The 21,334-nt window shown below is 49.3% G+C and carries 24 protein-coding genes; 9 read left to right on the top strand and 15 right to left on the bottom strand.

The genetic code is table 11. The features are described from left to right. Nucleotides 1-8 precede the first annotated feature (8 nt). The 5 genes from C7W93_RS02870 to C7W93_RS02850 all read right to left on the bottom strand — a co-directional run bounded on the left by C7W93_RS02870 (nt 9) and on the right by C7W93_RS02850 (nt 4,718). Nucleotides 9-362: an L-rhamnose mutarotase gene (locus C7W93_RS02870; protein WP_225869735.1), complete on the bottom strand. Its 354-nt coding sequence runs from the start codon at nt 360-362 to the stop codon at nt 9-11. Continuing rightward, a complete protein-coding gene (locus tag C7W93_RS02865; RefSeq protein WP_108438662.1) occupies nt 359-1,204 on the bottom strand; it encodes a carbohydrate ABC transporter permease in 846 nt (281 codons plus the stop codon). Before C7W93_RS02865 ends, C7W93_RS02870 begins: the two co-directional genes overlap by 4 nt. 4 nt (nt 1,205-1,208) lie before the next feature. Then, nucleotides 1,209-2,099, bottom strand: coding sequence for a carbohydrate ABC transporter permease (locus C7W93_RS02860; RefSeq protein WP_108438661.1), 891 nt, complete (start codon nt 2,097-2,099; stop codon nt 1,209-1,211). A gap of 87 nt (nt 2,100-2,186) precedes the next feature. Continuing rightward, nucleotides 2,187-3,512, bottom strand: coding sequence for a sugar ABC transporter substrate-binding protein (locus C7W93_RS02855; RefSeq protein WP_108438660.1), 1,326 nt, complete (start codon nt 3,510-3,512; stop codon nt 2,187-2,189). A 135-nt stretch (nt 3,513-3,647) separates the two neighbouring features. Beyond that, complete coding sequence (locus C7W93_RS02850) at nt 3,648-4,718, bottom strand: ABC transporter ATP-binding protein (RefSeq protein ID WP_108438659.1); 1,071 nt, start codon at nt 4,716-4,718, stop codon at nt 3,648-3,650. On the opposite strand from C7W93_RS02850, the gene C7W93_RS02845 reads away from it, so the two are divergent. The 3 genes from C7W93_RS02845 (at nt 4,702) to C7W93_RS02835 (ending at nt 7,244) form a co-directional block, all read left to right on the top strand. Continuing rightward, on the top strand, nt 4,702-4,938 hold the full coding sequence (locus C7W93_RS02845; protein ID WP_146177507.1) for a hypothetical protein: 237 nt from the start codon (nt 4,702-4,704) through the stop codon (nt 4,936-4,938). The two genes, C7W93_RS02850 and C7W93_RS02845, sit on opposite strands and share 17 nt — an antisense overlap. Nucleotides 4,939-5,166: 228 nt before the next feature. Then, the gene (locus C7W93_RS02840) at nt 5,167-6,243 is read left to right on the top strand and encodes a porin (RefSeq protein ID WP_108438657.1); all 1,077 of its coding nucleotides are present in this window, start codon (nt 5,167-5,169) and stop codon (nt 6,241-6,243) included. A 155-nt stretch (nt 6,244-6,398) separates the two neighbouring features. Continuing rightward, nucleotides 6,399-7,244: an IclR family transcriptional regulator gene (locus tag C7W93_RS02835; RefSeq protein ID WP_108438656.1), complete on the top strand. Its 846-nt coding sequence runs from the start codon at nt 6,399-6,401 to the stop codon at nt 7,242-7,244. A gap of 95 nt (nt 7,245-7,339) precedes the next feature. Here C7W93_RS02835 and C7W93_RS02830 read toward each other — a convergent pair whose 3' ends face one another. From C7W93_RS02830 to C7W93_RS02810, 5 genes are all read right to left on the bottom strand, one after another. Beyond that, the gene (locus C7W93_RS02830) at nt 7,340-8,074 is read right to left on the bottom strand and encodes an amino acid ABC transporter ATP-binding protein (protein WP_108438655.1); all 735 of its coding nucleotides are present in this window, start codon (nt 8,072-8,074) and stop codon (nt 7,340-7,342) included. A gap of 69 nt (nt 8,075-8,143) precedes the next feature. After that, the gene (locus C7W93_RS02825; RefSeq protein WP_108438654.1) at nt 8,144-9,103 is read right to left on the bottom strand and encodes an agmatinase; all 960 of its coding nucleotides are present in this window, start codon (nt 9,101-9,103) and stop codon (nt 8,144-8,146) included. A 47-nt stretch (nt 9,104-9,150) separates the two neighbouring features. Continuing rightward, nucleotides 9,151-9,813, bottom strand: coding sequence for an amino acid ABC transporter permease (locus C7W93_RS02820; protein WP_108438653.1), 663 nt, complete (start codon nt 9,811-9,813; stop codon nt 9,151-9,153). Continuing rightward, the gene (locus C7W93_RS02815; RefSeq protein ID WP_108438652.1) at nt 9,803-10,483 is read right to left on the bottom strand and encodes an amino acid ABC transporter permease; all 681 of its coding nucleotides are present in this window, start codon (nt 10,481-10,483) and stop codon (nt 9,803-9,805) included. Before C7W93_RS02815 ends, C7W93_RS02820 begins: the two co-directional genes overlap by 11 nt. Before the next feature lie 14 nt (nt 10,484-10,497). Further along, nucleotides 10,498-11,352, bottom strand: coding sequence for a transporter substrate-binding domain-containing protein (locus C7W93_RS02810; protein ID WP_108438651.1), 855 nt, complete (start codon nt 11,350-11,352; stop codon nt 10,498-10,500). 116 nt (nt 11,353-11,468) lie between these two features. On the opposite strand from C7W93_RS02810, the gene C7W93_RS02805 reads away from it, so the two are divergent. From C7W93_RS02805 to C7W93_RS02795, 3 genes are all read left to right on the top strand, one after another. Then, nucleotides 11,469-12,353, top strand: a complete 885-nt coding sequence (locus C7W93_RS02805) for a LysR family transcriptional regulator (RefSeq protein WP_108438650.1) — start codon at nt 11,469-11,471, stop codon at nt 12,351-12,353. Nucleotides 12,354-12,452: 99 nt separating this feature from the next. Continuing rightward, a complete protein-coding gene (locus tag C7W93_RS02800; protein ID WP_225869734.1) occupies nt 12,453-12,596 on the top strand; it encodes a carboxymuconolactone decarboxylase family protein in 144 nt (47 codons plus the stop codon). A gap of 285 nt (nt 12,597-12,881) precedes the next feature. Beyond that, nucleotides 12,882-13,223, top strand: coding sequence for a BON domain-containing protein (locus C7W93_RS02795; RefSeq protein ID WP_108438648.1), 342 nt, complete (start codon nt 12,882-12,884; stop codon nt 13,221-13,223). Between the two features lie 242 nt (nt 13,224-13,465). Here the strand turns inward: C7W93_RS02795 and C7W93_RS24380 are convergent, their stop codons facing one another. Further along, the gene (locus C7W93_RS24380; protein ID WP_146177506.1) at nt 13,466-13,816 is read right to left on the bottom strand and encodes a hypothetical protein; all 351 of its coding nucleotides are present in this window, start codon (nt 13,814-13,816) and stop codon (nt 13,466-13,468) included. Here C7W93_RS24380 and C7W93_RS02785 point away from each other — a divergent pair. Further along, nucleotides 13,815-14,318, top strand: coding sequence for a hypothetical protein (locus C7W93_RS02785; RefSeq protein WP_108438646.1), 504 nt, complete (start codon nt 13,815-13,817; stop codon nt 14,316-14,318). The genes C7W93_RS24380 and C7W93_RS02785 overlap by 2 nt on opposite strands. Nucleotides 14,319-14,441: 123 nt before the next feature. Next, nucleotides 14,442-14,720 (top strand): molybdopterin-dependent oxidoreductase, encoded by a 279-nt coding sequence (locus tag C7W93_RS24550; RefSeq protein WP_161539862.1) that lies wholly within the window; start codon nt 14,442-14,444, stop codon nt 14,718-14,720. A 91-nt stretch (nt 14,721-14,811) separates the two neighbouring features. Here the strand turns inward: C7W93_RS24550 and C7W93_RS02775 are convergent, their stop codons facing one another. Next, nucleotides 14,812-15,249: an RcnB family protein gene (locus tag C7W93_RS02775; RefSeq protein WP_108438645.1), complete on the bottom strand. Its 438-nt coding sequence runs from the start codon at nt 15,247-15,249 to the stop codon at nt 14,812-14,814. A 424-nt stretch (nt 15,250-15,673) separates the two neighbouring features. Between C7W93_RS02775 and C7W93_RS02770 the strand changes: the two genes are divergently transcribed. Next, nucleotides 15,674-17,050: a CHASE3 domain-containing protein gene (locus C7W93_RS02770; protein ID WP_108438644.1), complete on the top strand. Its 1,377-nt coding sequence runs from the start codon at nt 15,674-15,676 to the stop codon at nt 17,048-17,050. 941 nt (nt 17,051-17,991) lie between these two features. On the opposite strand, the gene C7W93_RS02765 is transcribed toward C7W93_RS02770, so the two are convergent. The 3 genes from C7W93_RS02765 to C7W93_RS02755 all read right to left on the bottom strand — a co-directional run bounded on the left by C7W93_RS02765 (nt 17,992) and on the right by C7W93_RS02755 (nt 21,228). After that, complete coding sequence (locus C7W93_RS02765) at nt 17,992-18,201, bottom strand: cold-shock protein (protein WP_108438643.1); 210 nt, start codon at nt 18,199-18,201, stop codon at nt 17,992-17,994. Nucleotides 18,202-18,636: 435 nt separating this feature from the next. Further along, complete coding sequence (locus tag C7W93_RS02760) at nt 18,637-19,641, bottom strand: hypothetical protein (protein ID WP_108438642.1); 1,005 nt, start codon at nt 19,639-19,641, stop codon at nt 18,637-18,639. Between the two features lie 297 nt (nt 19,642-19,938). Continuing rightward, entirely contained in the window at nt 19,939-21,228 is a 1,290-nt protein-coding gene (locus C7W93_RS02755) for an NRAMP family divalent metal transporter (protein ID WP_108438641.1), read from the bottom strand. Nucleotides 21,229-21,334 lie beyond the last annotated feature (106 nt).

The following is a 21,334-nucleotide window of genomic DNA, read 5'->3' as shown; positions in this document are numbered from 1 at the left end:
TCATTTCTTTAATCCAGATGAAATACTTCTTCCATGGGAGCCCAATGCTCATCTGCCGCCTTTGATGCCAGCGGCAACTGACAAGGGATGCACAAAGCCCACCAGCGTTGTGTGCATTCTTGCGCGGCAATAATCGCCATATCGGCAGCAAAATCCGCGCCGCGATATTCCCAATAACCGAATAACAAGTTTTCCGGTTCACGCAAAAAAATGCTGTAGTTGTGGATGTGGGCGTCGCGCAGGCTCTGCAAAATCTCGGGCCAGCATTGCGCATGCAACGCCTTGTATTCGGCGATCTTTTCCGGGCGAATGGCAATCACCATCCCCATGCGCTGCGATGTAGTAACAGTAACGCCGCTCATTTGACACCGCCAAAAGTCAGGCCTGCGATCAGATGTTTTTGCACAATAAAGGTCAAAATCAGCGCTGGCACGATGATGATCACCGCCATCGCGCACATCCCGGCCCAATCGATCGTGAATTGCGCGGTGAAGTCCATCAGACCGACTGGCAAAGTCTTGGTATCTGTACTGCGAGTTAATTGCGAGGCCAATGCATATTCATTCCAACAAGTCAGGAAAGAAAATATTCCGGCTGATGCAATGCCTGACTTTGCCAATGGAAATTCGACCATCCAGAAAGCCTGCCAGCGCGTGCAACCATCAATCTCCGCCGCTTGATATAGCTCGTTAGGGATTTGGCGGAAAAAGCCATCGATTAGCCAGATCGAAAACGGTACGTTCATCGCCAGATACACCAGAATCAAGCCCAGTTTGGTGTCGACCAGACCGACCCATGACCAGATAATGAATACCGGCAGCGACAATGCAATCCCCGGAATCGCCCGGCTTAACATTAGCGTGACGAACAACGTTGGCTTGTATTTGAAACGGAAACGCGCAAACGCATAACCGCCCATCATCCCCACCAGCAATGACGCCACGGTGCTGACTACGGAAATAATCACCGAATTGAGAAAATATTCAGTGACCGGAATCGGCACCATATCGCCCTTACCGATGATGTTGCGGAAATTCTGCAAGGTATAACTGCTCATGTTGAACAGACTATCGTTGGACAGAATCGCGACATTAGGGCGAAAGGCATTGAGCACCACCCACAGGCCCGGCACGCAAATGATGCACATCGCGACAAAGATACCAAACCACAGCGCAAGCCGATTAATACTGAAAGAATTGTTCATGCGCTTAGGCCTCCATGCCGTCCATGTGACGCCGTGCGGCGTTGAGTTTTTTGAAGAAGTGGATGGTGAAGACCACGGAAACGATGACCGATACATAACCCATCGCATTGGCGAAGCCCATGCGCGCATCTTCGTAAGCAATCCGTCCGGTCAGGGTCCACAGCAATTCGGTCCGCCCGCCCGGGCCACCGTTAGTCATGATTTTGACGATGTCGTAAGCGCGGCCCACATCCAGCGAACGTATCGTCATTGCAATCCAGACGAACGGCATCAAAAATGGCAACGTCACGTGACGGAAAGCCTGGACGCTGCTGCAACCGTCTACTTTGGCCGCCTCTAGCGGATCTTTAGGCATCGCCATCAGACCGGCCAACAACAGAATCGCGAACAGCGGCGTGGAGTTCCAAATTTCGGCGGCGGCTAGTGAGATGAAAGCCAGCGTGCCATCGACCAGCCAGGGGATGGCCTCGGTGACGCCAAACCAGCGCTGCAATACTGCGTTCACGACGCCGGTATTGTCATTGAGCAAAAATTTGAACTGAAAGCCAACCAGAATCGGCGAAAACATCATCGGAAACATCATGATGGTGCGCAGAACACGCTGGCCGCGCGTGATTTGATTAACTAGCAGCGCCAATCCCAGACCAAACAACAGTTCCAGATTCAGCACCACAGTCAGAAATAAGATGGTACGTCCAAAGGCCCACCAGAAATCCGTGTCCTGCAATAACCGCAAGTAATTCGCAAACCAGATAAAGTTGCTGATACTTTCTGGGCGCGTAAGCCGATAGGCTGTAAAACTGGTGTACAGGGAGAACAGCAGGGGCAACACCACGACCAGGCCGACCGCGATGAACGCGGGCAGCAATAGTTTGGCAGGAGTTGAAATTCGCATGGTCAATTCGGCAAATAAAATAAGAGAGGAAGCATCGCCACCGCCGCATGATCTACGGCAGTAGCCCGCACTAGGCAGTTGCGGCGGTTATTTCAGATAGCCTGCATCCTGCATTAACGCTGCCACTTTTTTGGCGGCATCATCCAGCGCCTGCTTGCTGGTTTTGTCGCCGATGATGGCTTTTTGCAGTTCTGGCCAGATCATGTTGGAGGCTTCGATCCACTCTGGAATCAGCGGTGGCGTGAAGGCATCTTCGTTCACGCCCGCAGCAAAAGTCTGAAACACGTCGGCCATATAATGATCGTCCTTGGCTTTGAATTCCTTGAGAGCAGCGGCCTGCACATCTTTGCGACTTGGCATCAAACCCTTGCGCGCCTCCAGCATTTGCGCGTCGAAACTGGTCAGATACATGATCAGATCGGCCGCAGCTTTAGGGCTTGGGCAAGTAGTCGTGATCGAGAACGTATGTGAGCCGGCCCAACCGCTGCGCTTACCGCCATCGCCACGCGGCGCACGGGTGATGCCGACTTGTCCGGCAATCTTGGAGTTTTTAGGATCGTTGAAGAACGACGCCCAGCCGCCCCAATCTAAATCGAAGGCCACGCTACCGCTGGCGAAACCGTTGCCGAGATCATCCCAGACATAATTTGGCGAACCCTTAGGCACCGCACCCGCCTTGTAAAGATCGACAAACCATTGCAGCGATTTCACGCCTTGGGCAGAATTGAAAGTCGGCTTCCAGTTTTTATCGAACATCGCACCGCCGTTGGCGACCAGCATTTCATAGAAACGACCGGTAATGGCTTCATCCTTGCCCGCGAACTGCGTGCCATAGAAGCTTGGCGGTTTGGCGAAGAAGATTGCCTGTTGTTTGGCTTCGTCCCACGTCACAGGCGGCGCCAGATCTTTGCCAAATTTGGCTTTATAGGCCGTCTTGTTGGCAGGATTGTCGTAGACCGTTTTGTTGTAATACAGCTCGCTGATGTCGGCATGGCGCGGCAATTGCACCAATACGCCGTTGACCGTCGCGTGTTTTAGCAATAGCGGCACAAAATTATCCAGATACGAAGCCGGGATCAAATCGCGCAGATTACGATAAATCTTGCCGTACTGCGGCGCAAAGCTGGTGTGATTCGAGGCGACGCAATAATCGATCTTGCCAGCAGCGATATCCTGCTTGATTTCACGGTCCAACTCGAAATGATTTTTGCGAGAAATGATCTCGACCTTGGCACCGGTCTTCTTTTCCCATTCTGGAATGACTGTATATAGCGTTTCATATTGCGCACCGCCAACCAGTTTCACGCGTAATGTCGTGCCCTTGAATTCACCATCGGCTTGACTGACGCCACTGGTCAATGTCATTGCCACGGCTGCGGCTGCAATACTTAATTTGCACCAAACCTTACTCATTTGCTGTCTCCTTTATATTTCTCGTTTTAATGGTGCATCGCATTGTTAATTGCCGTTGCATCACACCGGCAAAACCAATTTTTTCACTCAGCTGCGCTTACCTCGCATAACCGCTTGTTTGCTTATAAGAATGCTTCAGCGCAGACGATTACGGCTGGCGGCGTCGAACACATAGCTTCTGCCGGCACGCGGTGCCAGATGGACGATATCGCCGGGGCGGAATTGCTGACGGTCATGAAACACCACGCATAATTCGCTGCCGGCGTAACTGCAAAACAGTTCGATGGTGGCGCCAGTCGGCTCAACTACTTTTACCTCGCAAGCCAGACCCTGCCCGGCCTCGACCACATCGCAGTGTTCTGGACGCATACCGAACACCACCGCCTGACCATCTTTAGCTGCCGTCATTGGCGCTGTCAGCTTGCCATTTTGGGCGAACTCGACCCATGCTTGCGTGCCTTGCTTGCGATACACACCGTCGATAAAGTTCATCGATGGCGAGCCGATAAAGCCCGCCACAAACAAATTGTCCGGATCATCGTAGACTTGCAGCGGCTCGCCCTGCTGCTCGACCTTGCCGTCACGCATGATGACGATCTTGTCGGCCATGGTCATCGCTTCGATCTGATCGTGCGTCACATAAATCGCGGTAGTTTTAAGCCGTTGGTGCAAGGCTTTGATTTCGGTACGCATCTGCACGCGCAGCTTGGCATCCAGATTGGATAAGGGTTCATCGAACAAAAATACCTTCGGGTCGCGCACGATGGCGCGCCCCATCGCCACCCGCTGACGCTGGCCGCCGGACAGTTCACGCGGAAAGCGCGAAAGCAATTTGTCTAGACCCAAAATATCGGCGGCACGCTGGGTACGTTGGGCGATTTCAGCCGCTGGACGCTTTGCCAGCCGCAAGGAAAAACTCATATTATCTTGCACCGACATGTGCGGATACAAAGCGTAGTTCTGAAACACCATCGCAATATCACGATCTTTCGGTGCCAGCTTATTCACCGTTTGTGCGCCTATGCTGATATCACCGCGATCGACTTCTTCCAACCCGGCAATCATCCGCAATAACGTCGATTTGCCGCAACCGGATGGTCCGACCAGCACCACGAACTGCCCATCGTCGATAGACAGCGACACGCCTTTCAAGATGTGGGTATCGCCATAATATTTGTGCACTTCGCTGATGCTTACCGATGCCATTTCTGTCTTCCTCTTTATCTGTTTTTTGATCTGCGTTTTTGGTTTGCCTGCTTCGCTGGGCTGCCATTCTCAGGCGAACAAGAAGCAGTCGTTTTTTGCCAATGCGACAAATAGCATTCCCGATGCCGTCTCGATTTTTCTTGCCTGGGCTTTCCCAGCTGATGGGTACATTATGATCGTCGCATTAAATTTTATCAATAAAATTTGTTTTTATATTTAAATTTATTTTGTTAATATTGTCGCCGATCGCAGTATTTAAGTTTCAAATAGATACTTAAAGCTGAGATAAAGATATGGAAATTGATAAATTTGACTGTTTAATAAAATTTAATTTCATTAATAAAAAACATAAAAAGGATATTTAAGACCCGCAAAACCCATTTCAGGCCACGCATTTATCGCTGCAAGCCAGCAGCAAATCACATAAAAAAACCTCAGGAGACGCAACATGCCACTAGCAACATCATCGAATCGTTATCTAAAAAAATTGGCCGCAATCACGTTCATCGGCATCGGCTGCACCACTGCTCATGCTCAAACTAGCGGCACCAATGTCACCTTCTACGGTCGCGTCAGCGCTGGCGTCGATTACCAGACGAACGTCGCCAAACCAGATGGCAGTACCGGCAGTTTGTTGCGCGCCGCTGGCAATCAGTGGGGCACGAGCATGTTCGGATTTAAAGGTTCAGAAGATTTGGGCGACGGATTAAGCGCACTATTTCTGCTTGAATCCGGATTCGACGCCACCAATGGCACCACCAACGGCAGCGCCTTGTTTAATCGCCGCTCTTACGTCGGCCTGAATGGCGCAGCCGGATCGATCAAACTAGGTAAAAACCTGTCGATCAGCAACGATGTCTGGTATATCGATCCGAGCGGTCAGCAATTCATGTCCAGCGCCACCCTGGTGCACGGTCGCAACTGGCAAGGCGTGAATAATGTCATCGAATATCAGACCCCGACCTGGGGCGGTTTCAACGCGACGCTGCAAACCGGCCTCGGCGAACAAGTCGGCTCGCTGACTAAAAGCCGCAAGGATGGCATCTCGTTGGTGTATTCAAATTCGGCGGTGGAGTTACGTGCGATTTACGACACCGCCCGCGATCCTAACGGCAAGTTTGTCAACGTCTATGACACTTCAAAAGAATTGATTTTGGGAGGTGTCTGGACTATCGACAAACTACGCTTGTTTGCCGGTTACGAAAATCTGAGCGCGCCCGATGCACCCACCAATGCGCCCGATAAGGTCAATCACTATTGGTTAGGCGCGAACTATCAGATCACCCCAGCGCTGACCTTGATAGGATCGGTTTTCCGCGTGAACGCCAACAATGGCGGCGGTAATGCCAACTTGCTGATGGGCGGCGTCACTTATTCGTTATCGAAACGTACAATGCTGTACGCCAGCCTGGGCACAGTACGCAACAGCAGCAATGCCAACTTCTCGGTAGAAGCGACGGATAACAGTCCGTTACCGGGCAAAAGTCAGAGCGGCGGCTATGTCGGCGTAGTGCATAATTTCTAAATCCTAAGGGCGGGCACGGGCCGCATTTGCGGTATCCGTGCCCGACAAACCTTGCTTTCATACTGTATATTAGTGTTCATTTGATAAAAATTCGTGCACGCAAACGTGACTATTTATGAAATGCATTCTAGCCATCCCGCGTTATCATGCCAGCTATGCCAAAAACATCAAAAATACCAAAAACCACTCTTCCCGAGGCCGAGACCGATACACCAGCGGTTCCCGTTGCCGATACAGGAAAGTCGCGTTATGTCGCGCCAGCGCTAGATAAAGGACTGGATATCCTGGAACTGCTGTGCCGCTCAGAACAAGCATTAACGCTCAACCAGATATCTCGCCAGCTAGGCCGCAACGTCAATGAAATTTTCAGAATGGTGGTCACGCTAGAACAGCGCGGTTATCTGATTGCGGATGGCGACCAATACCGGCTGTCACTCAAATTGTTCGAGCTAGCGCACTATCACCAACCGATACGCTCACTGGTCAGCACCGCGTTGCCGCACATGCGCGAACTGTCCAACCGCAGCATGCAATCTAGCCATTTAACAGTATATGAAGCTGGTCGGGTCATCGTAGTGGCGCAAGTCGACAGCCCGGAACGCTGGGTTTTTGGCCTTAAAGTGGGCGGATTGGTGAGTTTGACGGACACTGCATCCGGTCGCGTATTGCTGTCTTTCCGTGACGAAGCCGAACGCAGCCGCATGCTGGCCGCCAACGTAAAGATCGACGGCGAACAGGATTTTGACCCTGCGCAGTTAAGCCGGCAAATCGAAGAAACCCGGAGTAGCGGTTTTTCACGGATGGAGAGTCGCCAAATTCGCGGAGTCATCAATCTTTCGTTCCCCATCATCGGCGCCAACGAACGCATATTAGCTTCGCTGAATGTACCCTTCATCGAACGCATCGATAAACAGGTCAATCCCGATCTCGACGCAGTACAAGAGATTTTGCGCGAAATATCACAGCGCTTGTCCAAGTTGATGGGCAATGCCAGTTTTTAAAAACGACGGCCATGATGTTGACATCATGGCCGTCGGCTCATCGAGTGTTTGGCTAACAAAAAATCTGCTTTCTTAGCGCCATCTCAAATGCAGCATTAATGCTGCAAAATCCGCGACAAAAACTCTCCCACGCGTGGTGAACGGGCATGCGGCTCACCAAAAAACGCATCCTTCTTACAGTCTTCCACAATTTTTCCATGATCCATGAAGATGACCCGATGGCTAACCTTTTTGGCGAAGCCCATCTCGTGCGTAACGCACATCATGGTCATGCCCTCATTGGCAAGTTGCACCATCACGTCCAGCACCTCGCCCACCATTTCAGGATCGAGTGCTGAAGTCGGCTCATCAAACAGCATCACAATCGGATCCATACTCAGCGCCCGTGCAATTGCCACGCGCTGCTGCTGGCCGCCAGAAAGTTGCCCTGGAAACTTGTCTTTATGTGCCAGCAAACCAACCCGATCCAGCATTTTTAGTCCGCGTATGCGAGCCTCATCATTACTACGATTAAGTACCTGCACCTGCGCTAGCATCAGATTTTCGGTCACCGATAGGTGAGGAAATAACTCAAAATGCTGAAACACCATTCCCACGTGCGAGCGCAGTTTAGGTAAATCCGTCTTCGGATCGGCAATGCTGATGCCGTCGATAGCGATGTCGCCCTTTTGAAAGGATTCCAGCCCATTTACCGTCTTGATGAGCGTACTTTTGCCGGAGCCAGATGGCCCGCAGACCACCACCACTTCGCCTTTCTGGATGGATGTGGTGCAATCGGTCAGCACCTGGAAGTTGCCATACCATTTGGAGACGTTTTTAATATCGATCATGGAAATTTGCAGTCATTTACAGTCAACAGAGGATGGGATTGCCGATTTAGCGCTGAAATATCGCCAGGATCATTTGTCGAAATAACCAGCTTTGATAGTCGAACCGATCAGATTGACGATCAAGCGTCCGGCAGTCACGCATGTCAGCTTGCTGGCATTGTCTTTAGATGGCTGGATTTCAACGATATCCATCCCAACTACGCGGCCTTTTTTCACCAGCCCATGAATCAATTTGCGGGCCTGAATAAAGGTCATACCGCCCGGCGCCGGGCCGTCGACTGCGGGCATGATGGTCGGGTCCATGCCGTCGGCATCGATTGATAAATAGTAATTGCCGCCATCGGGAATCCGTGCCAGCACCGCATCCATGCCAACGTCGTGCAATTCATAGGCAGTAATGATATCGGCACCGTATTGTTTGGCGACTTCGTAGTCTTCCGGACGTGCGCTGCCTTGGGCACGCAAACCAATTTGCACGATATGGACCACGTGTTTCATCTCCGAGGCACGTCGTATCGGGCTGGACAAGCCATCTTTCACGCCATTGACTTCATCGCGCCAGTCAAGATGAGCATCGACGTGTACCAGCGTAATCGGACCAATCTCGCTATAGGCGCGTAAAACCGGCGTCGTCACGCCATGATCGCCGCCAAGGATGATCGGTAAGCCGCCGCCCTTCAGAATCTGGCGCACCGCCAATTCCACGCGACGATAATGATCGCCAGGATTTTTCAGATCGGGAATTACATCGCCGCAATCAACAAAACGAATGTCTGAACGGCCTTGCAACAGCGGGCCGTCAATATCGAAATCATAATGATCAGGTGCACGCACGATGCGGTCGGTAACATCCCGAATTGCTTGCGGTGCGTTGGTCTGATCGTTCGTAAAAGAGCGTGCGCCATAGGCCGAGCCAAACGGCATGCCCAGGATGGCGATATCGGCTTGCAGGTTTTCCAGATCGGTCACCAACTCAGAATAAAGCAGCGTTGCGTGTCCTGTACGTGGGGCGGAGGTCAATTTTTCCATTGTGTTTTCCATGTAATTTTTAAATGTGTGAAGCAACAAAAAAGGGATTAGCGATGACTCCAGCGGCGCACGCGTTTCTCCATCGCGTGCCCAAAAGTCTCCATCACTACGCTAGCTCCCCAGTAAATCAGCGCGGTTGTACCGAGCACTTCCAGATACGCAAAGGTGTCAGCGGTCATCAAATTGCTTTGGTAAGTCAGTTCCGGCAGGCTCATCACCGAAAACACGGCCGTATCCTTGAACATCATGATCGTCAGGCTGACGGTCGGTGGAATCAGAAACCCGAAAAGCTGCGGCACCACGACATAACGTTGAATCTTCCAGCCGGACATCCCCAACGACAGCGCGGCCCGTATTTGCCCTTTAGGAACACTGCGAAACGCCGCACGCAGGATTTCGCAAAAATAGCCACCGGTATAAAACGCCATGGTGCCAATCGCAATCGAGAACGCTGAACCGTGCATACCGAGTTTCGGCAGTCCAAAAAAAGACAGATACACCAAAATCAAAAAAGGAATGTTGCGCACCAATTCAACATAGCTCAGCGCCACCGCCCGCAATGCCTTGCGATTGGCGTCGGCCATATACGCGGCAATGGTGCCGATCACAATCCCCAGCGGAATCGCGATGGCGCTGATGGTGGCGGTCAGCTGCAAACCTTGCAATAAGGCAGGCGTCGCCAATTTGACAATACCGAGATCAATGAACATTGGGCAGCAATCCAGAAAAGTGACGCTCGATACGGCGCGATACAGAGGAGGCGCACCACAGCATGACGAAATACACCGCAGCGGTTGCCGCAAAAATCTGCAACGGCAGATCGCTTTGCAACGAGGCATTCCGCGCCACGGTCGCCAACTCTGTCACCGCAATAATCGATAGCAGCGATGACGCTTTCAGCAATACGGTGTATTCATTTGTCAGCGGCGGCACAGCACGATGAAATATCTGTGGCAACAAGACAAAACGCCAGACTTGCCACGGCCGCATCCCGAGTGCCCGCGCTGATGCAGCCTGGCCCAGCGGAATGGTGGAAAGCGCGCCGCGCAATATCTCGCTAACATACGCAGTCGTGTTTAACGCCAGTGCCAAAATACCGGCAGCAATCGGTGAAATATTGATGCCGAGCAATGGTGGCAAAACGTAGTAGGCAATCAGCAGCTGAATCAACAGCGGCATGCCCCGCATCGCGCTGACATAGACGATCACCAGGGAGCGCAGAATAGGGCCGCCCGCCACGCGGATTACCATCAACACCACCCCCAGCAGCAAGCCGATCACGAAGGCAGAACTGCTGGTATAGAGAGTCACCCCGGCACCCTGCAAGACGCCGTCAAAAAACGGCTTAAGTGCGCCGTGGTCCGTGAACCAATCGATCATGGCAAAACCCCCGCTCAGAGTGCACCCTTGGGGAGGTAGCCGGAGGTCGGCAAATTCAACGCCTCACCAAACCATTTCTTCTGCAGCTCAACCAATTTGCCGTTAGCCTGCATTTCCTCTAACGTCTGGTTGATGAAAGTACGAATCGCAGGATCTTGCGGATTAGCAACCCAGCCCAACAAACGCGGCTCACCCACTTCGCCGATCGCCTTAAAGGCACCGGGCTGGCGACGCATTTGTACAGACAATACATTCGACGGAATCACACCGATATCCAGCGTGCCATTTTTGAGGGCAACGCTAACGTCCGGATAGGCTTGAAACAGTTTCAGCTCAGCAAAACCTTTGCCAGACTTGGCCTTCATCTGACGTTCAAACTCTTGAATCACCGGCTGAGCCTGTGAACCCATCTGCGTACCCACTGTTTTGCCGACCGCATCGTCTGGTTTAACAATCGTTTTATTGGTCGCATTCACCACAAGCATCGCGTGCACGATCCCAACCGGGCGGCTGAATGCAAAGCGCTTGGCGCGCTCTTCCGTGATCCCGACGCTGGTGGCGACAAAGTCGAATTTATGCGACATCAAACCCGGCAGCAATCCTTGAAACGGCAGATTCAGCTGAACCAGCTTGACGCCCAGTTTTGTTGCCATGTATTCAAGAATATCGTGACCGTAACCGACGATGACGCCGTTTTCTACATATTCATAAGGCTCGTAGGCGGCTTCTGTACCAACGGTCAATTGACCGCGCGCCTTAATGTCTGCCAGCGTCCCACCTTCTGCCATAGCCAGCGCTGGTAAAAAAGCAATAATTGCGGTCGCGATGGCGGCCTTGATTGCGCTGCGGCGATGCTGTTTGAGTTTCATGTCGTCTCCGTATAGTTCAATGTGAAGCAGTTATGTCCCTAATCTTAGTAGGGGTGAAAGCAAATGAAAAATGATTCTTTTAGTGGTATGGTTACGAAAAATGAGACCTTTTAATCATGAGCCAATTAGACTTTAATGAACGAGACCTGCGCTCGTTGCGTATTTTTTGCACAGTCGCCCAAGCAGGTGGATTCACCGCCGCCGAGCAACGCCTCAACATGTCCAAGGCATCCATCAGCCGCCACATTCGTGATGTGGAAGAACGCTTAGGCGTGCGTTTGTGTGAGCGCGGACCGGCAGGATTCAAGCTTACTGCTGCGGGCATCGTCGCGCTAGAAATGGCGTCAAATGCGCTCAAGTATCTGGAGCGAATTCGTACCGAAATAGACTCCGTCCGTGGCGTGTTATCTGGCACGCTTTCAATCGGCATGGTAGAACATCTGATTACACACGATGCATGCAAAATTCCCGAAGCGCTGGCCGAACTCAAGCGCCGTGCGCCAGACGTTCAGCCCGAAATTATTGTGATGACCTTCGCCAACCTCAGTCAGGCTTTGCGCGAACGTCGGGTCGAGGTAGCAATCAGAGGAATGTATGTGAAAGACAGGATGTTCAACTATGGGCCGCTATTTGTCGAAGTGCATCGGGTTTATGGCGCGTTGCAACCCGGCCAGAAATCCCATAGTCAGGTGCCGCTGGTCTACCGCCCTCACCCGTTTGTTGAGCAAACACTGGCTCAACATGGTTTTGAACGCGGTCCCGACGCTGGCGGTCTGGAAACGATTGCCCTGCTAGCAGCAACCGGGAATTATTGCGGCCTGCTGCCAGAGCATTACGCCAATCTGGTGGCGCAACGCTATGCTATCGAGCCTCTGCCAGACGGCCCGGAATTTCATAATACGATTTGCGCGATCACAGAAGCATCGCGGCCATTAACGCGTCGCGTAGAGTTGTTTCTGGATATTTTGGAAGAACTGCATAGCGATCAGGTGGGCATATAGAAGTCAGCGGGATGACCTGCATCATGCAATTGAAAAGTCCTTCGACTGGGCTCAGCCTCGCATTTTTACCGGAAGCGGCGCTCTTCGAATGTCACGATATTGAATATTGATAATGACGCTAGCGTTGATGAAATTAGAGAGGTGCTATTACACGCGACGGTTTACTGTGGCGTGCCGCTGGCGGTGGATGCATTTCGTGCGGCGCAAGAGGTGCTTAAAGAGGTAGCGGCCTCGGCCGACTAATATAAAGACATAAAGTAATGGCGCGCTATTGCCAACAACCAGCGCGCTGATAACGCTACCGCAATATCAATGATGCAAGAAAATTGGTAAAAAGCATCTCATTATTATCCTTGTAACAACGCCTTGTAAATCAATTTATATCACCTAAGCTTATCAAAAGCCCATGCTGACATATGCGCTCCTGACGCGTCATCGCTGGCACAGAACCATCATCACGTCCCACCGCAATCCGCAATATCTGAAAAATCCACGAATCGGTCGCAGATCCATTTAATAGGAGAGATCATGAAAATTACGTTAGCCACATCTTGTTTGGTGTTAGGCGCATTGTTGGGATCGATGGGGTCGATGGCATATGCCGCGGATGACTCTAGCGCAATGTCGCAATCCAAACCGATGCGCGCAGTCAAGGATTCCGTGATCACAACAAAAGTAAAAGCCAAACTCATGGCTGAAAAAATGTCTTATGCGAAAGATATTAAGGTCGAGACGGACCTTAACGGCATCGTCAGTTTGGGCGGAACGGTGGCAACACAAGAGGATTCAGATAAGGCGACTGATATTGCGCAAGATACCGACGGCGTTAATTCGGTCAGAAATCATATCAAAGTACAGCCAGCCCAGTGACCGCAAAAAAGGCAGATGGCTATTTCCCTGCTGTACATAAGCTTGCAACTATAGGCTACACATCGCCTGATTCTGTTTGATTTATAACGGCAGAAATCATTCGTAAATTGGAGGGAACAATTCTCTGATAAGCCTATCCATAGATTAGGTCATGCATGCTACCGCATGTTTAGACCGCTTAACCCTTACTTACTTAACAGCAGGCAATCCGTTCAACATAAGCTAAACCATCTTTTGGGAGTTCATATGTTAATCAAACGTGTCCTTATTACCGCGCTTATCGCCAGCACAATCTTGGTCGGATGTAAAAAAGCGGATGATACAACCGCGCCTGCTGCATCTGCTCCAGATGCAACGATGCCGCCAGCTACATCACCGCCTAATACGATGGCACCTCCGGCCACATCGACACCAGATACTATGGCACCTCCGGCTGCTAGCACTAGCAGCAGCGGTTCATAGCAGGCCATAGTTTTTGAGCGTAGCAAGGTAGCCCTCGGGCAAATAGCACCCACCTTAAAGTCATTCAGGTGGGCGCTATTTCGATGCGTGATGTCAACGCCCAATACAGTGACGCGAAGGAGATGAGCCATGAAAGCGAGCAATCTTTTGCTGATTGTTTTCAGCTGGTCTGCGGCAGCGTTGGCACAAGCACCGGCACCGCCCGATATGCCTGATGCTCAGCCGGAAATGCGGCCACCTATGCAGCCGGATGGACAACCGGACAATCCGACGACCTCGTCCGGCATCAAAGTTCGGACCAAAACCGACAATGGATTTACCTACGTCTGCGGCGGCGTCGGCATTGATGAATCAAATTATATGAAACGCACGTCCAAAGATTATGATTTGATGGCGACCTTTGCGGCACAGGATGGTAGTTATCTGGCGGATGTGCAACTGGTAGTCTCCAGTAAAGACGGCAAGTCAACACTGCAAACGGTCTGCTCCGGACCGATCATTCTGATTAAATTTCCACGCCCTGGAACCTATCAAATTAGTGCGACAGTTAAAAATAGGCCGATGGCAAAGACCGTCCAGGTACAGATGAATCACGGCACCCGTACGATGGTGTTTGTCTGGCCCGCTAATTAAGGGCGTCTACGATTAATACGCTGCCATTCGGGTAGATTTTACCGAATGCTGCTGAGTATTTTCCGCGTTTTTTATTTCCTGAATTCTATTCGTCACCACTGTTTTGTGAGGCCTTCATGTCAAATGATTCCGGCGCAAAAAATGGTTCGCCCATCTGAATCTGCCGCAAGACGATCGGATGTATTACAACAATCAACCAAATTAGGAATCGCGCCAGAAAAGGTACGCGTCATTTGCCCATATGTTGGCGGCGACTTTGGCTGCAAAGGCTCCACTGCAGTAATCGCCCGTCATGGCGGCCAGCCTATTGAGGCGACCATGGATGCCAAGCCCGGAGATGAAAAGAAAAAATATGAACGGGTTCGGGATCTGCTAATAACATTAGATAAAGTAATGGTTTAAAGGCTCAAAGATTTCAGATTAGATTGGTTTAATGAAAATAAAGCCGCAGATCGGACAACGATCTGCGGGGAATATAGGCTAGCGGGTTAAATCAATTATTTAATAGAAGTTGCAGGATAATCCCGGTGCCGATAGCGGCCAATACATAATCACCGCCTGTTTGCACCCAATGGTAGCCACGCGGTGGCGCGCTCAAATGATGCCCGCGCCAATCGTCGACGACATATTGTCTGTTGTTACGGTATTCAGGCGGCAGTCGGCCACCTCGACGGAAGTCGTGGTTTGGACCTGCACCGCGTTCATCTTGTCGCACTTGATTATTGTTCCCACGATTTTGAAATCCGCCACGATCCATAGGTCGCCCGCCGTTACCGCGATGATCTTGTTGATCGCCACCGCGCTGCATTTGTTGATTACGCCCCTGATCATGACCCCGATCAGTGCGCATTTCATTATCCTGACCGAAGGCTGCGCCGCCGGTAGATAAAGAAATCGCCATGATGGTAGACAAAACTATTTTTCTGTTCATGCTGGACTCCGTTTGGTTGTTATATAGCGTACATGCGTCATGTACCACTGCGAAACCTGCCAATAGTTAACTGGCTGAAATAATTATCTACCTAATTCCTATTGATTGACAGTTACGTTTCGACATCAAAATATGCCTACGGTTCATTTAAATGTGAGCGAAAAATCTCCTACAGATACATCAGAATTTGTCCTACATCAACTCCCAATTTATTGCGTTAAAATTTAATAGCGTTAGTGACGCGGCAATGAAAAATTATCATTTTTTCGTTTTATTTTCTTCTTACTTTTTATTGTCATCGCTGCTTTATCCACAAGCGAGATCCTTCATACAAAAATCGCTATATTGATTGTCCCTGCGCCAATTGCGTCCATGCTAATCTGTGATTAGATTAATAATTAAAAATATCAAAGGGACTCATCCAGTGAAAAAAATTACTTCTGCATCGTTGCCGGGCTACGTGATGGTGCTGTTTGTAATTTGTCTCATGACTTTTGCCGCTACAGCCCTTACCACCTATCAAAATCTGCAAAAACTTAAACAGAATAATGACGAGATGGAACATAGCTGGCGCATCAAAGATCATTTAAAAAATATTAACTTATTGATCATGGATGCAGAAAGTAGCTTGCGCGGATATTACATATCTGACGATCCGTTATTTCTAACGCCATGGAAACACGCCAAAGATAAATTAGAGGCAGAATTTACGACACTAGAAACCTTAACTGCGGGTAACCCAGTGCAACAAACATACCTTTTACAACTACGTGTTCTATTTGATCGCAAGTTAAAAAACTTCGATGAAACGCTTGCGCTTTATCACGACGGCGGCTTACCCGAAGTGGTGAAAATCGTGCGGCTGGGCGAAGGTAAAGAGATAATGGATGAGGTCCGACTTGTAGATACCATTATGGAAAAAGACGAATTAGAATTATTGACCGCCCGACATAATCGTTTCTACATTGAGTTTAATAGAACATTGTGGATCGGAAATCTCATTAGTAGTATTGGATTAATTATTTTAATAATTTTTTATCGGTTAATTTTGAACAATTTTTCAAAACAACGTGCTGTGGAACATGAATTGAAACTAACAAATGAAAATCTTGAATCGACGGTACTTGCGCGCACGCGGCAACTCTCTATTCTTTCACGTCATTTATTAAAAGTATCGGAGGAAGAAAAAGCCAAGTTGGCGCGTGAACTACACGATGAAATGGGCTCTGCTTTGACGGTGATCGGTATGACGCTATCGAACGTTTCGGCGCAACTTAAGGATACCGCCCCAGTCATTTCCAATCAGCTAATAAGGGCAAAACAGGCCTTAAAAGATACCGTTAATTTAAAGCGTCGCATTATTGAAGACTTGCGTCCCAGTATGTTAGATAATTTGGGACTGACCGCCTCAATCGAAAGTCATTGCGAACATATTGCGCACGTCGCGGGCCTGACTTGCGAAACAGAAATCGCTGAAGATTTTGAAAATATCGATCCCGATTGGGCAATCGCCTTATTTCGTATAGTGCAAGAATCGCTGAACAACGTCATTAAATACGCCCACGCCTCTCACGTGAAAATCACATTGCAACGTAAGGCAGCAGGACTATGGCTGCAAATTCTTGATAACGGCATCGGCATTCCGGGTGACGTATTGGAAAAACCAAAATCGCATGGACTTCTGGGTATGCGAGAACGTATGTTACTACTCGGCGGATCTTTTACTATTCAACGCGGTACTGGCGGCAAAGGCACAGCGGTTGAAGCCTTTATTCCTTTCCCACCGGGTATTGCCATCTAAACGCGTAGCTCTATCTTTGCAATACTACTCACGAAAGCATCACCATTAATCTGGCTGACTTTTTCTGAGCATTAATTCATATACAAGCTATCTTCAAACCTCTCCGGAATAACCGGCAAAAAAATTGCTTCATTCGAAGCAATTTTTTTACTACAACGTCATAGCTTAGTATCAATCAGCAACAGTCTTGTCCTACGTGATTTTTAAGATATTAAAGCGTTCCTAATCGATTACCAGGACCTGGCTGGTCACTTAAGCGGCGGTTTCGATTGCTGGCATGACAAGCGCATAGCCGTATTCATGCGATGCCACAACGCGTCGCTTGGGCTAGATTTTTGGTGAGTTGTTTTATTCGCAGCCTGAGGGGCGGTAGTAACGGCAGGGGAACGTAGACGTTGATGCATTTTATCTTCTTCTCGAAACAAAGGATTTCGTGTCATCACTAACTCCATAATCAAATACGTTGATGGGATGCCAATGTTTATTTTAAATTTACTTTATTTACTACTCTGAAGGATGCAGAGCTTTTGCGATAACCGGTTTGTAAAGACGACCGTCATGCGTTTGGAAGAATTAGAACGCCGTGCTCGATATTTCTTGCGGCTATGTTCTGAACTTCATTCTAGCTACTTACAAAGTAGTATTCAATCAGAATATAGCAATCAGTACCTGCTTCAACATAGGACATTCACTGATTGTTCTGTAGGACAATTACGCATCCGTCTCTATGCCCGGCGTCAGCGTTTTTTAGCAAAAAATCAAAGCAACGTTTCAATAAACAAACCTGCTTATCTGATAATGTTCTATCTAATTAGATGCATTAATTGCTGAAGTACATGATGATATCGGGAAAGAAAAAGGCTCGCCATCCTTGATCTGAAACGATCGAACATGCGAGCCCTTTAGAGGGCAAACCTACGATCTGATTACTATCGCACCCTCTAAGCTTTGGGATCCTGGATATTAGACGCCTGCTTGCCTTTAGGACCCTGAGTAACATCGAATGTTACTTTCTGTCCTTCTTTCAGCGTTTTAAAACCACCCATCTGAATTGCGGAGAAATGTGCAAACAAATCTTCCCCTCCATCATCTGGAGTAATAAAGCCGAAGCCTTTAGAATCATTGAACCACTTGACGGTACCCGTTGCCATAATACGTCCTTCCAAAATTAACAACTAAACGAGTTGTTAAAGCATCAGACCGCACCAAGGCTGCCTGTACCTCAACCGCTCCCCCTCTATCAACAAGCATGAAGCAACATACCTATCAATATTCCTTCTGTCTTTCCTATTTGTGCATCGCAAAATAAACCAGCCCATATACGACGAACTGGCGTTCCGCAAAGAAATTTCCTTGATGTCATCGCGTTGCTGCCCATGCTCAATACTGCGCCTGTTATTTCTATTTCAAGCTATGATTTTATTATTGATATGCTTGCAAACTGCTGAAAGCAAAACACTTTTCACGTTAATAATGCGATTAAAATAATCAAAGGAATTGGTATGCCAATAAGCCATAATAAAATTGCACCCATCGTAATCTCCTATATTTAACAACGTAATCTAGATTTAAGTAGCAAAGCAGCATTACAACGGCGCTACATTGCCCTGCACACGGTCACGCTGTTTGCCGCCGAAAGTTGCCATCAAGCTGGCAAAAAAAGCACCTATTAGCAATGCCACAAATATCCAGAGTGCGGAATGGGCCGCAATCGTACGGGCTTGGTCGGCAGCATTTTTTGCGGCAGTCTCGGCATCGGTTTTCGCTTTAGTCAGTCGACCAAAAACATCATCCACCCGTTTGTCGGCATCCGCAGAAGACATGCCAGTACGGCGTGCTACCTCACCTGATAAATATTGCTTATCGTCGGGAGACAGCGTACCAGTGCGTAAATCGTTAGCGAAAATTCTTACCACTTCAGCGCGCATCGAAGTGCTATCGGTCGCCGACATGTTGGTAGGAGCGGCGTTCTGAGTCGCAGGTGCAGCGGGTTGGCCGGTGGTGGCGGTGGTTGAAGCGGTGTTATTCGAAGTCAAAGCGGTATTAGGCTGACCTCGCATTAACATGTCTGAAAAATAGCTAATCGAATTAGCTGTACCGCCCGTCCCTGCTGCTAACCCCGTTGCTGCAGCCCCCGCAGTGAGTGCAGTCCCGCCCGCCTCCAACGCAGCGCCGCTAATAACGCGCACCGCGCCGGTCAGAAAAATAGCCGTCACCAATGTTGCTACAGCCCACGATAGCAAGCCATGTGCGGTATCGCGAAAATAGACTTCATCGGTATGCACGCTAGCCCATTTAACACGCAAACGCCCTGCTATGTAACCGCCTATCCCGGCAGCTGCAAGCTGTGTAAACGCAAGCCAAATAATGGTCGCTTTTCCCATCGGCACTGAACTGGTCGACCAAGGCGAGATAGCCGACAGACCAAGTCCGCTGCCCAGAATCACTAATACTAGCGATAATGCAGCCGCTGCCGCAGCCCCGGCGAATATCGCGCCCCACGACACGCCAGAAGCATTCAAATCAAATGCTGTACCGGTATTGTCGGCATCGAACGGATATAAACCTGACACCTTGGATTGAGAATCCATATAAATTTCTCCTGTATCGCCATATAAAAGTTGCATCATGCCTTCGACAAATGCTGCTTACTCCCGCATTCACACGTCGACATAAGCGTTTAAATAATCAAATCGATGAGATTTAACATTTCATTCGATGTATAAATCGTAATATCCGAAGCTGCTGTCAGATATCGGTGAAACACTGATTTTCATGTAGGAAATAGCGAAAGCACATGATGCTGCAAAGGGATTCACCAGAGAAATAGTGCCGAATAAAAAGAATATATATGGGAATGCACAGCCGTAAAAATGGTGGGTAAAAGATTATTGTCCAATGGTACAAAACATGGCCACAACTGCAACGGCCATAACGCCGGTGCAAATCCAGCCTAAGGCCTTTAATCGCAGACTAATGACGAACGTCCCCATAATGTCTGACCGTGCTGCCATTAACATCATCACGCACATTATCGGGACGGAGATAACACCATTGACCACGGCGCTCCAATACAGCGCTTTAATGGGATCCAGCGGCGTAAAGCAAAGTGCTACGCCGAGTAAAGTCGAGATGGCGATAATGCTGTAAAATTTTTTCGCCATCGTGGGTTTTAATTCGAGGCTGTTCTTCCAGCGAAACGTACCTGCCAGCGCATACGCAGCGGAACCGGCCAATACCGGCACGGCGAGAAGTCCTGTCCCGATAATCCCTGCACTGAATAATAAGAAAGCGAACTCCCCCGCAATCGGCCGCAATGCGGAAGCAGCCTGCGCCGAAGTCTGAATATTGGTAATGCCATGCGAGTGGAGTGTTACTGCCGTAGTGAGAATAATAAAATACGCGACAATATTAGAGAATCCCATGCCTATAAATGTATCGATTTTTATCCGGCGAAAATTTTCCGGTGCCTGTTCTGGCGCATCAATGAGCGGTTTGGCATTGGCATCAGCCAATTGATCTTCGACCTCCTGTGAGGTTTGCCAGAAGAAGAGATAGGGGCTAATAGTTGTCCCGAATATAGCCACCACGGTAGTAATGAATTCGGATCGCCAGGATAGCTCCGGATAAAATGTTTTATTAATCGTCTGGGTCCACGGGACATGCACAACAAAGGCGGTCGCGACATAGGCTAGTAACGCCAGCGTCAGCCATTTTAATACCCTGACATAACGACTATAGGGAATAAAAATCTGAAGTAGTAGCGACAAAATCCCGAAGCACAACGCATAGAAATGCGTATTGCCGCCAATCAGTAATTTTAATGCATCTCCCATTGCGGCAATATCGGCGGCGATATTAATCGTATTGGCAATCAGCAAAAGACTGACAATGCTATAGAGAAGCCATTTGGGATAATGTCTGCGAATGTTAGTGGCAAGGCCATGACCACTTACGCGGCCTATTTTTGCGCTAATGATTTGAATGCCTACCATTAACGGATAGGTTAGGCATAACGTCCATAACATGTTGACACCAAATTGCGCGCCCGCCTGAGAATAGGTGGCAATGCCGCTTGGATCGTCATCGGCAGCGCCGGTAATCAATCCGGGGCCGAGTTTTTTAATCCATGAACTGTCGGCAGCTTTTATCGTTTCGCTCTTTGTGACATTTTCCATTTTTTCTTTCGCAAAAGAGAAATACAAAAAATAGTACTACAAAGATAGAGAGCCCAAAATCAGCGAATGTATAAACGTATTTGAATATCTGTGTTCAAAGAACAGG

The organism is Glaciimonas sp. PCH181 (assembly GCF_003056055.1).
Taxonomy (GTDB): domain Bacteria; phylum Pseudomonadota; class Gammaproteobacteria; order Burkholderiales; family Burkholderiaceae_D; genus Glaciimonas.
This window is presented reverse-complemented; position numbering and strand designations above follow the sequence as displayed.

What these genes read in the sequence shown, in the direction of transcription:
- C7W93_RS02845 (WP_146177507.1), top strand. Translation starts at nt 4,702, where the DNA reads ATGCTTACCGATGCCATTTCTGTCTTCCTCTTTATCTGTTTTTTGATC.
- C7W93_RS02840 (WP_108438657.1), top strand. Translation starts at nt 5,167, where the DNA reads ATGCCACTAGCAACATCATCGAATCGTTATCTAAAAAAATTGGCCGCA.
- C7W93_RS02855 (WP_108438660.1), bottom strand. Translation starts at nt 3,512, where the DNA reads ATGAGTAAGGTTTGGTGCAAATTAAGTATTGCAGCCGCAGCCGTGGCA.
- C7W93_RS24380 (WP_146177506.1), bottom strand. Translation starts at nt 13,816, where the DNA reads ATGGCTCATCTCCTTCGCGTCACTGTATTGGGCGTTGACATCACGCAT.
- C7W93_RS02760 (WP_108438642.1), bottom strand. Translation starts at nt 19,641, where the DNA reads ATGGATTCTCAATCCAAGGTGTCAGGTTTATATCCGTTCGATGCCGAC.
- C7W93_RS02775 (WP_108438645.1), bottom strand. Translation starts at nt 15,249, where the DNA reads ATGAACAGAAAAATAGTTTTGTCTACCATCATGGCGATTTCTTTATCT.
- C7W93_RS02835 (WP_108438656.1), top strand. Translation starts at nt 6,399, where the DNA reads ATGCCAAAAACATCAAAAATACCAAAAACCACTCTTCCCGAGGCCGAG.
- C7W93_RS02805 (WP_108438650.1), top strand. Translation starts at nt 11,469, where the DNA reads ATGAGCCAATTAGACTTTAATGAACGAGACCTGCGCTCGTTGCGTATT.
- C7W93_RS02820 (WP_108438653.1), bottom strand. Translation starts at nt 9,813, where the DNA reads ATGTTCATTGATCTCGGTATTGTCAAATTGGCGACGCCTGCCTTATTG.
- C7W93_RS24550 (WP_161539862.1), top strand. Translation starts at nt 14,442, where the DNA reads ATGATTCCGGCGCAAAAAATGGTTCGCCCATCTGAATCTGCCGCAAGA.
- C7W93_RS02860 (WP_108438661.1), bottom strand. Translation starts at nt 2,099, where the DNA reads ATGCGAATTTCAACTCCTGCCAAACTATTGCTGCCCGCGTTCATCGCG.
- C7W93_RS02810 (WP_108438651.1), bottom strand. Translation starts at nt 11,352, where the DNA reads ATGAAACTCAAACAGCATCGCCGCAGCGCAATCAAGGCCGCCATCGCG.
- C7W93_RS02765 (WP_108438643.1), bottom strand. Translation starts at nt 18,201, where the DNA reads ATGGCAACGGGTACCGTCAAGTGGTTCAATGATTCTAAAGGCTTCGGC.
- C7W93_RS02850 (WP_108438659.1), bottom strand. Translation starts at nt 4,718, where the DNA reads ATGGCATCGGTAAGCATCAGCGAAGTGCACAAATATTATGGCGATACC.
- C7W93_RS02825 (WP_108438654.1), bottom strand. Translation starts at nt 9,103, where the DNA reads ATGGAAAAATTGACCTCCGCCCCACGTACAGGACACGCAACGCTGCTT.
- C7W93_RS02795 (WP_108438648.1), top strand. Translation starts at nt 12,882, where the DNA reads ATGAAAATTACGTTAGCCACATCTTGTTTGGTGTTAGGCGCATTGTTG.
- C7W93_RS02755 (WP_108438641.1), bottom strand. Translation starts at nt 21,228, where the DNA reads ATGGAAAATGTCACAAAGAGCGAAACGATAAAAGCTGCCGACAGTTCA.
- C7W93_RS02865 (WP_108438662.1), bottom strand. Translation starts at nt 1,204, where the DNA reads ATGAACAATTCTTTCAGTATTAATCGGCTTGCGCTGTGGTTTGGTATC.
- C7W93_RS02785 (WP_108438646.1), top strand. Translation starts at nt 13,815, where the DNA reads ATGAAAGCGAGCAATCTTTTGCTGATTGTTTTCAGCTGGTCTGCGGCA.
- C7W93_RS02870 (WP_225869735.1), bottom strand. Translation starts at nt 362, where the DNA reads ATGAGCGGCGTTACTGTTACTACATCGCAGCGCATGGGGATGGTGATT.
- C7W93_RS02815 (WP_108438652.1), bottom strand. Translation starts at nt 10,483, where the DNA reads ATGATCGATTGGTTCACGGACCACGGCGCACTTAAGCCGTTTTTTGAC.
- C7W93_RS02830 (WP_108438655.1), bottom strand. Translation starts at nt 8,074, where the DNA reads ATGATCGATATTAAAAACGTCTCCAAATGGTATGGCAACTTCCAGGTG.